This window comes from Vibrio sp. V03_P4A6T147, from assembly GCF_002241085.1.
Classification (GTDB): domain Bacteria; phylum Pseudomonadota; class Gammaproteobacteria; order Enterobacterales; family Vibrionaceae; genus Vibrio; species Vibrio anguillarum.
In genome coordinates, this window is the sequence record NZ_NDIO01000037.1 from 1 (window position 1) to 9,172 (window position 9,172).

10 protein-coding genes are annotated in these 9,172 nt (G+C 45.9%); 2 read left to right on the forward strand and 8 right to left on the reverse strand.

Annotated elements, in window-relative coordinates; translation table 11 throughout:
- The first annotated feature begins 145 nt into the window (after window positions 1-145).
- Window positions 146-622 (forward strand): MarR family winged helix-turn-helix transcriptional regulator, encoded by a 477-nt coding sequence (locus B9J84_RS01350; RefSeq protein WP_010320725.1) that lies wholly within the window; start codon window positions 146-148, stop codon window positions 620-622.
- A gap of 78 nt (window positions 623-700) precedes the next feature.
- Here the strand turns inward: B9J84_RS01350 and B9J84_RS01355 are convergent, their stop codons facing one another.
- Window positions 701-1,090 carry a MarR family transcriptional regulator gene (locus B9J84_RS01355; protein ID WP_161439660.1) on the reverse strand — a complete coding sequence of 130 codons (390 nt, stop codon included), beginning with the start codon at window positions 1,088-1,090 and terminating at the stop codon, window positions 701-703.
- A 199-nt stretch (window positions 1,091-1,289) separates the two neighbouring features.
- On the opposite strand from B9J84_RS01355, the gene B9J84_RS01360 reads away from it, so the two are divergent.
- Window positions 1,290-1,955, forward strand: coding sequence for a DUF2982 domain-containing protein (locus B9J84_RS01360; RefSeq protein WP_094123354.1), 666 nt, complete (start codon window positions 1,290-1,292; stop codon window positions 1,953-1,955).
- Between the two features lie 47 nt (window positions 1,956-2,002).
- Here B9J84_RS01360 and B9J84_RS01365 read toward each other — a convergent pair whose 3' ends face one another.
- The 7 genes from B9J84_RS01365 to B9J84_RS01395 form a co-directional block, all read right to left on the reverse strand.
- On the reverse strand, window positions 2,003-2,659 hold the full coding sequence (locus B9J84_RS01365; protein WP_013856747.1) for an MBL fold metallo-hydrolase: 657 nt from the start codon (window positions 2,657-2,659) through the stop codon (window positions 2,003-2,005).
- Window positions 2,660-2,734: 75 nt separating this feature from the next.
- Window positions 2,735-3,277 (reverse strand): YcbK family protein, encoded by a 543-nt coding sequence (locus B9J84_RS01370; RefSeq protein ID WP_017044782.1) that lies wholly within the window; start codon window positions 3,275-3,277, stop codon window positions 2,735-2,737.
- A gap of 220 nt (window positions 3,278-3,497) precedes the next feature.
- Window positions 3,498-5,051 (reverse strand): murein L,D-transpeptidase, encoded by a 1,554-nt coding sequence (locus B9J84_RS01375; protein ID WP_094123355.1) that lies wholly within the window; start codon window positions 5,049-5,051, stop codon window positions 3,498-3,500.
- Between the two features lie 143 nt (window positions 5,052-5,194).
- Window positions 5,195-6,292, reverse strand: coding sequence for a DUF1513 domain-containing protein (locus B9J84_RS01380; protein ID WP_172859045.1), 1,098 nt, complete (start codon window positions 6,290-6,292; stop codon window positions 5,195-5,197).
- A complete protein-coding gene (locus B9J84_RS01385) occupies window positions 6,282-7,319 on the reverse strand; it encodes an imelysin family protein (protein ID WP_094123357.1) in 1,038 nt (345 codons plus the stop codon). Before B9J84_RS01385 ends, B9J84_RS01380 begins: the two co-directional genes overlap by 11 nt.
- A 9-nt stretch (window positions 7,320-7,328) precedes the next feature.
- Window positions 7,329-8,711 carry a di-heme oxidoredictase family protein gene (locus tag B9J84_RS01390; RefSeq protein WP_094123358.1) on the reverse strand — a complete coding sequence of 461 codons (1,383 nt, stop codon included), beginning with the start codon at window positions 8,709-8,711 and terminating at the stop codon, window positions 7,329-7,331.
- A gap of 78 nt (window positions 8,712-8,789) precedes the next feature.
- Window positions 8,790-9,172, reverse strand: a 383-nt coding sequence (locus tag B9J84_RS01395; protein ID WP_404206159.1) for an imelysin family protein, incomplete at its 5' end; no start/stop codon positions are given.

The window sequence follows — 9,172 nt, forward strand, 5'->3', positions numbered from 1 at the left end:
CATTCGAGCACTAATCATTTTACATCTCAACTTATACACTCATCATCTTAGACCAAAACAAAAGAGGTCGAATGCTACTTTTCAAGTGAAAAGAACTGCGCTATGGTCCCCGCTTATTAATAACTTTCTTTTTGGGACAATGAGTTTGGAAAAACATGAAGAAGTTTTGATCTCAATTCGACAAATTATTCGCGCAATTGATCTGCACTCTAAAAAACTGAATAGAGACGCTGGGCTTACTGGTCCCCAGCTTATTCTAATGCGTTCAATTCAAACCCTTGGTGAGGTGACTATCCGCACATTGTCGGATCATACGAACATGAGCCAGGCCACTGCCACCACCATTTTGGATAGATTAGAGCGCAACGGATACGTACAGCGAATTCGCAGCAATACCGATAAACGAAAAGTGCACGCCCATTTAACGGACGAAGGTAAGAAGCTGCTAGAAAAGGCACCGCAACCATTGCAAGAAAGCTTTGTCGAACAATTTAGGCAGCTTCAAGAGTGGGAGCAAAGCTTGTTGCTCTCATCGGTACAACGTTTATCTTCTATGATGAATGCCGAAAACATCGATGTCGCACCGATGCTCGAAATTGGCTCTATTACCAAAGAAGAGTAGCTTTGATTGCATTTTAAAATTTGATCGTAAAAAAGCCTCGGAGCTACCGAGGCTAATTCATTCACAACGAACAGCAGATTAAATGGCTTTATAGATAACTTTGTTGCCTGCTAACTGCTCTTTCACTACCAGATTTTCTTCTACTAGTTTCTTGAGTGCGCCAGTGGCCCAAGCGGCAGCTTTCGCATCTTCTTGACCAGCACTTAAGCCGATCGATTTAGGATTCATACCTTCTGTGTGGTTAGCGACGATATCTAAAACCTGTTGCTGTTTTGGCGTTAACGCAACATCCACTTTTTTAGAGTTCGCCGCCGCTTTCTCCACAACTACTTTTGTTGCAGCGGTTTTTGCTACGGTCGATTGCGCTGTTACAGGCTTTGCTGATTGAGAGGCGATCAAGTTTGCAACAGTCGCTTTAATACGCTTTTGCAATTTTGCCTGCACCTTACGCTTATGAGCAAGTCTCATCGAATATTTCTCCATTTCACTGCGTTTCAAGCAGTGGTGAAAATTTGAAGCGCGTTTTATATCAAAAATCGTCCTCGATTTGTAGGGCATAGCACAGATTGAGGGGCAAAAACGCATTTTGATGCGGTAACTGACTACAATTTATACAGGTCGCAACAGCCAACAACGATGCTGTAGCTCGAAGGAGTTTCACTGGTTTATGCACACCCAACATTTGTCTAATACGCGCTTTTCTCTGCAATCACCTGTGGTTAAATGGGTCAATACGACTTGTATCATCGCTTCAATTTGCATTGTCATGTTCTCATCCAACATTATTCATGCGCTGCTGTTAGTAAGTGCACTGGCAGTGACTCTAATCACCTTCTATCTTTTGATTTTGAAAGGAAAAGTTAGCTACACCCTAACCGCTACCCATTTTCAGCAGCATCTCTTTAAAGGAGGTTGGGTCGTAAAATGGAACAATATTAGCCGCATTGGGGTATGCAGTTATGAATATCATGGTTGGCACCAACCTTTGCCTTGGATTGGGATCAAACTGAAGGATTATTCACCTTACCTTGAGAGTGTGTGTCCCAGAATCGCTAGTGAGATCTTGCTCAGCCAGCGCGCGCTGCTCTACTTAGGAGCAAAACAACAGCGCAAAGAGACTCAATTTGAAGATTTGGTACTCGACAACGCACCTTACACTGCGCCAAACGGTAATTACTATCATGGTCTTATGGCAATGTTAGCCAATCGGATGCGCTATCAACGGCAATTTTTTGATTATGATCTTTTTATCTCAGCGCACGATCTGGATCGTGACGCCGAGGCGTTTGTGGGGCTGATTCGGCGCTACCTCGCGGCGGCCGAACCAGACTAAGACATGGTTTAATGGGCGCAGAAGGAACACTCTGAGCCTAATCAAGATCAATACAGGGGCATTTCATCTGCGACATAAGGGTTATTGGCACGTTCACGGCCAAAAGTCGATTGCGGACCATGGCCGGGCACAAACGTCACATCGTTGCCAAGTGGCCATAGCTTAGTTTTGATCGAGTGAATCAGGGTATTGAAATCACCTTGCGGGAAATCCGTACGGCCGATACTACCGTTAAACAATACATCACCAACAAACGCCAATTTCGCTTGCTGGCTAAACAGCACCACGTGACCGGGCGTGTGGCCGGGCGTGTGCAATACTTGTAGAGTTTGAAGGCCAAACTTCACTTCATCACCGTCATTAAGCCATTGGGTAGGTTCAAAGGCTTCCGTCAGTGGAAAACCAAACATTTTGCTTTGACCTTCGAGGCCTTGTAGCCAGAAGTTGTCCGCTTTATGTGGTCCAATAATATCGACGCCGCCCAACTGCTGCGCCAGCGGTTCGGTTCCACCGACATGATCTAAATGACCATGAGTAAGAACCAAACTGACCACTTTTACCCCGAGTTCATTGATCAACATCACGAGCTGTTTCACATCACCGCCAGGGTCAACCACGATCCCTTCCATGGTGTCATCACACCAAACGATAGAGCAGTTTTGAGAGAAGGAAGTGACGGGCACCACTTGATACTTTAACGACATACTAAAACCTTGTTCGAATTCGCAGTTGGCCGAACTATGACATTGACACTTTCATTTGACAAGTCACGAACAGCCTTATGACCAATGACGTACAGGCCCAGTATCAATGTGCACAAAATCACTGCTAGGATAATAACCAACACCGCCAGCGCCCAATTCGATCGCCGCTTCGCGTACTTGACTCAACTGAACACCATCTAACCGAAAATCAATTGCTTGGCCTAGCATATGGAAACTTTTCTTAGCAACCCCCGAGGAGTGAGTGCGCAACATTTCATTGGTGGCAGGAGATCGATAACCAGAGATGATTTGTACTTCTGCTTGAGTGCCAAGTAGAGATTGAATTTTCGATATTTGGTCAAATAGATTTTTGTCCATTGGATGGACTTCGTTGCGGCGGAAATCACGGCAAATATGGTTGAGCCGATCAAGCTCAGATCGAACATAACGAACACCGTTGAAATAACAGGTTTCAAGTGTTTCACCGGTATGTAAATTATTCATCGCGAGTATGCGAGAGGTTTCAGGGTACGATGCCAATACTATTTGGGGGGCACACGCCGCTACAACTACACCACTACCAGCCAATTTTATAAAGTGACGACGAGAAACTAACAAGGTTTGATACCTTCACAACTGAATTTATTTTCAACAAGCCCGGACACTACCGGACTCCATTGTGAAGATCAAATGCATAAATTGTGCTCGAAATGCTCAAGAGAGAGCCACAGCATCGTTACTCTTTGAACATAAAAGAGATCTTTATTAAGTCATTTTTTGGTAAATTGAGAGACGCATCCCTGCTTACTTAGGTGACCACTGTTTTATCGGTATCCATTCACCCATTACTGGTACTGAATGCATCATAACGATAGATATCATCTCGGTAGTGCAGTTCCCCACCTTCATACCAAACAGTTTGGTAGATGATGTGTACGGGGATGCGCTGCTTTAATGGGATCGTGCCATTCGCAGGCCCTTCTTTACCCGTTAATTTATCACCATTAATACCTTGGGTTTCTAATATCATCGAAGCAAACTTATCGGCATTTTGTACTCGAATGCAACCCGAACTAAAGGCTCGCGACGTATTATTGAATAGGTATTTACTCGGCGTATCATGTAGGTAAATCGCTCTGCGATTGGGCGTATTAAATTTATACAGACCTAATGCATTATCTTGCCCGGCTTGCTGACGCATTCGGTAGGGAAAAGAGGCCGGATTCACCGCAGACCAGTTGATGTTGCTTGGGTCAATTTGATCGTTCGAACGCCAGCTCGAAACAATATCAATATTGTGTTGACGCAAATAGTTTTGATCTTTTTTTACCATCGGCAGAATATCTTCAACCATGATTTTGTGTGGCACATTCCACGTCGGGTTTAGGATCAAAGAATCTAATTTGGTGCTCATGAGTGGCGTTTTGCGTGAAACTCGGCCCACCACCACTTTAGACTGAAAGACTTCTTTACCTAAATACCAGTAGCGCATATCAAAACTGGGAACGTTGACTACGATCTGTGTCTCTTTTGATTCTGGCCACAAACGAGTTCGCTCTGCATTTAATGCCAACATAGACAGGCGTGCCTGCAAAGACAAATTTAACCACTTTAAGGTCTCGGGGCCAATCATGCCATCAGCTTTTAAACCGTGCATCGCTTGAAACTCTTTCACAGGTTTGACCAAGCTGTTGTCATACCAAGTTACGTCGTCACGCACTGTGCTAACATCGATATTAACTAATGATAAGCGGGCAATAAGCACACTACGTTGTGAGAGCTTATCGCCAGGTTTTTTTAACCCTTTTTGGCTGTACAACGAGAGCGCTGCATTTTCAGTACTGAGCAGAAAATCATAGGCGTGTAGCAGTTGATCATAAGCCGCGTTGCTCGGCGCATAACCATTGAGCAGATCGCCGATACTGTTAACTTCTACCGCAACATGAAGGGCGAACAAGGCTTCTTGGCTTGGTGGAGCAATCGCAGAGTTGAGCTTACGTTCAAAGAACCAAGCCATACCGACTTTGGGAGCTTGCTCGGCATAACTCAAATACAAAAGTAAAGTATCGGTCGCCAGCAGATCGTATTCGTTGAACGCTTGCTGATTCCGGTACGCTTTCATTTGCGCTAACTGGCGTGAAAATAAAGGGCTAAACCCCGCTCGGCGAATCACTTCCAATTGATGTTCAAATTGACGAACAATCTGCTCATCTTGCCAAATGCGCCGATTCTCATTCTCTTGGTAAATTCGTTCGACTAAATGCGGATATTGGATAAAAGATTGCAACGAGGCATTCTCTTGCGAGACAGCAAAAGGCTGTACCTTCTCGGCAGAGTAAAGAGAAAAACTACTAAAAATCAATAATAAAGCAAATAGGATGCTTTTACTCATTCCGATCTATCCAACAACGCTGATTCACGTTTCAGTATGGCAAAAGAAACGGCTATCTGCTAAACGTTGTTGTCGATATCAACAATATATTCATAAACTCTCATGCAATGAGAATTATCATTAAACAAATTTAGTTCGCTTACTCAGCTTTTTTGGCGAGAGTAATCAATGGCAGACCAGTGATTGTCCCATTGGACATTACTACGCGTGCGTATTTCAGGTTGAGGATAGGGTGAATTAACGACCAAGCCAGCTCCTGAACTGACTTGGAACTGCTGATCTTGCACTACCACGCCAGAAGCATCCGGCAAAGAGGCCAACTCAACCAGTTGCAGTGTCTCTTTTGACCAAATACCGTAACAGTTACCTCGTGGAGAAGTCGCTAAAATCCATTGGTCGGTCGCCGCAATACTGGCAATGTAATGGTTGAATCTTGCCCATTGTTCAGGCTCTGCCAAAAGCGGAATGAGTTCGCCACCTTGGTGATGTAGCGCTACCAAAGGTGGATACTCTTCCGGCTGACCTCGGTATTGTTGGCCGCACAGCACAGTATCTGCACCATCATGAGCAAGATGACGGATGCTCAAATGGTGGTCGTTCAATATCCGTTGCTCAAGCACTTCTCCTTGATGAGAAAGGTAGGTCAAGCTTGGCATCATGCTCTCTACGTTGAGTGGCTCGCGGCCGAAGGTATGCACCCCACCCACCCCAATCGCGAGTCGGCCATCTGGCATCACAATGACTTCGTGAGGGCCAATACCAAACCCACTGAACTCAGCCACTTTTTGGTAACTGTGCTGCACATCATACACACCAATAATGCCGCGACTTGTCGCTTTCTCGCCTTCGGTTGCATAAAGCCACGCACCATCATTTGAGTAAACGCCGTGCCCATAAAAATGTCGCGTGGGTTGCGCCAGTTGCAATTTGATGAGTTCTCCATTTTGATAGTTAAACACCATCAAAAACTCGCCGGGACGACGGGCAAAAGCGACCGCATGCGTCAAGGTAGGATGGATAGCAACACCGTGTCCCCTTGCAGGCAAAGGTAATTGGTGAATCGCTTGACCTTGGGCGTCGGCTACAACGGCGCGAAACTGCGAGCCTTTATGAATAGCGCAACCAATCAAAGCGGGTTGTGGGCCACGGCGCGTAGTGGCGCACCCCAGCGGCAGCAGGGGCGCTGATGCGCTCAATAACGCCGCTTTCAGTAGCGTACGCCTTGTTAGATCAGTCACCATCGGTTGCATTAAATCCTATCACTACACCTAGCTCTACCGCGACTTCATCATGCAGTAAATAATTGAGTTGTTCGAACTTGTTATAGAGCGCAAGCACCTCACGGTAGCCTGCTTTTGTTTGCAATAAATCAAATAAGCTGGCTGTTTGCGGCCACGTTTCCAACATCAAGGATAAATGTGCTTTTACGCGTTCGGCCATGGCGACTTGATCTCTTTCCCGCAACATCTGATCTAAACCGTCTTTTGCTAAATAGAGTGCTTGCATCGCTTGAACATTCTTTTGCAGGTTATTCAAAGAGACTTTGGCGCGCCACGATTCTGAAAAATAAGGGCGTGGCTGGCCGATATTGGCTAAGGGGCGGCTCAGTTTTTTCATGCTGTAATCAAGCTGGTTGGAGAGCAACGCAATGTATTCGGCTTGCCAAGCGCTCAGATCCAGCATCAACCATGGATTCTGTTGCCATTGCTCAGCAATCAAATGAGATTTCGTCGCCAAATTCGCGCTGATCGCTTGTCCAATCATACAGCCAGTTTCTAATTGCTGGTTTTTCAGAAGCGGCGATTGAGCATCGTAGAGTAACCATTCCAATGCGCCAATCCCCTGCACTGTGACACTCTGGTTTGCAATCTGCTCCTCACTCCAGTGCTTGCCACTGCTCGCTAACAGGCTCATTTTTCGCCCGGTAGTGTCTTTTTTATCTGGCCAAAATTGTACGTTCCAACTTTGCTCGAGTGCTTTAGCTGGCCCTCTCTCTTGCCCTTGTAAAAACATCCACGCCCCAATAGTTTGCTGCCACTGTTCTTTCAGCAAGGGCAATGCGATATCGCCCAGCTGACATTGCTGATCAAATAATTGAGCAAGCTGGTGCGATTGTTGAGCAAAACGCTGCGCCGCAGCAAATTCAACCTCATAAACACCTTGGCTAACATGATTGTTTTTTTGCGGCTCAAGCGCTGATTTCGGCGTGGGTTGGCAAGCCGAAAGTACGCTGGTAACCGCTATCGAAAATAACAGAGGAAATTTCATGCTCGCACCCTATAAAGAATTAAGAAAAGCGATCAACGCGTTGCGTTCGCTGGCATTGAATTGACGTACTTTCTCTTTGGCACTTTGCGCTTCACCACCATGCCAAAGTACCGCTTCCATGAGATTACGCGCTCGGCCATCATGTAAAAAATAAGTATGGCCGCTCACCTCTTGCGTATAGCCGATCCCCCACAAAGGCGGGGTACGCCACTCTTGTCCATTAGCTAAGGCTTCTGGACGATTATCGGCTAACCCTTCGCCCATATCATGCAGTAGTAAATCACTGTAAGGATGAATTTCTTGCTCTGACAAGGCTGGGCGATCCGTTCTTTTTACCGTTTTAAGGTCAGTGCGGTGGCAACTCTCACAGCCAACTTGTTTGAACAATGATTGACCCAGCTTCACTTGTGAATCGTCGACATTGCGACGCACTGGAACAGCTAAATGCTGAGAATAGAATTCGACAAAATCAAGAATGTTGTCACTAACCTCAGGATCGCCACCATTAGGTAAGGTTTGACAGAGTGTTTGCTTCTCGGTGCAGTTTTCTTTTGGGAATAAACGGCTGGTCAATCCTAAATCGCCGTTAAACGCCGCGGCATTCTGTTGCATTAAACTAGGCTGCCCGGCTTTCCAACCAAAACGCCCGATGGCAAAATCTTTTTTTTCTACATCCCAAACACGGTTCACTTTGCCAGAGATACCATCGCCATCACTATCTTCAGGGTCTGCCATTGCTAATAAGCTGGCATCAGCAATGCTTTCAAGTAGGCCAAGGCCAATCATTGGCGGGGCGACACGCGCCGAAAACTGAGTATCAGGATGCATATCACCATAACCAAGTTCAGTAATTTTTAAATTAGGTTTGCGTAACATCACTTGGTGGCCATCCGTAAAAGCAACAGCAACCTCTTGATAAGCGATTTGGATTTGTCCTTCTGCTTTTTGATCGGGCAAAGCGAAATCTTGTAACTGTCCACCATAGACGGGTTCGGGGATCCCCCCTTCTTTGGCGTAGATCGCTTTTTGTTCATCCGTCACCGCTGGAATACTCAGGCGAACCAACATCGAAACGGCATGTGTGTCATTTTTTTCTGGCGGATGGCCGCGACCATCTTTGATGTGACAATTTTGGCAACCATTGGTGTTAAAAAGCGGCCCTAAACCATCTCTTGCATCAGTGGATGATGGCGCTGGCACCCAAGGGTTACGAAAGAAACTGTTTCCCACGCTAAAATCGAGCCGTTTGCTCATCGGCAAATTGGCCGCAGGAAGCGAGTAAGCATTCGGCCCAGCTTTGGTTGTACTGGTTTTGCCACCCGATTTCACCTCATCGGCATAAACGGGGTTGGCAAGCAAGGTTAGGAGCGCGACGGTAAAAAACGATCTCATTGGGCTTTTCTCAACATCTTTATTCAGTGTAAACGTGGAAAAGGGCTCATCTGAGCCCTTGGATCTTTCATCTTATTATTAGAATTCGTGGTCTGCAGTATCTGGATTAAGGTTATCAATCCCAATCACTGAAGCGGTACGTTCTATCGAAGCGGTTTGAGCCACTAAAGCCATAATGGCTCCATTGACTATAGCGTTGCCTTGAGGATTGTTAGCCGCGATCAATTGATCGAAATGCTGATTATCTTTTTCAGCCGACGTGACTAATTTGCCGACTTCAGCGCGCGCACTGTCAAACTGCTTTTGAATCTCTTTGGCTGCTTGTGCATCCTTTTGTGCCACTAAATCATTCAGGCTTGGGCCTGTTAGTACCTTTCCGTCTTGACGCTGGTAAGAACCCGTATAAAGGTTGTAAATACCTTGTTCATTGTAGTAATGAGAGTTATGGGTATTATCCGAGA

Excerpts from the sequence above, each read along its gene's own strand:
- B9J84_RS01390 (WP_094123358.1), bottom strand. The coding sequence starts at position 8,711 with ATGAGATCGTTTTTTACCGTCGCGCTCCTAACCTTGCTTGCCAACCCC.
- B9J84_RS01385 (WP_094123357.1), bottom strand. The coding sequence starts at position 7,319 with ATGAAATTTCCTCTGTTATTTTCGATAGCGGTTACCAGCGTACTTTCG.
- B9J84_RS01380 (WP_172859045.1), bottom strand. The coding sequence starts at position 6,292 with ATGGTGACTGATCTAACAAGGCGTACGCTACTGAAAGCGGCGTTATTG.
- B9J84_RS01355 (WP_161439660.1), bottom strand. The coding sequence starts at position 1,090 with ATGAGACTTGCTCATAAGCGTAAGGTGCAGGCAAAATTGCAAAAGCGT.
- B9J84_RS01375 (WP_094123355.1), bottom strand. The coding sequence starts at position 5,051 with ATGAGTAAAAGCATCCTATTTGCTTTATTATTGATTTTTAGTAGTTTT.
- B9J84_RS01360 (WP_094123354.1), top strand. The coding sequence starts at position 1,290 with ATGCACACCCAACATTTGTCTAATACGCGCTTTTCTCTGCAATCACCT.
- B9J84_RS01365 (WP_013856747.1), bottom strand. The coding sequence starts at position 2,659 with ATGTCGTTAAAGTATCAAGTGGTGCCCGTCACTTCCTTCTCTCAAAAC.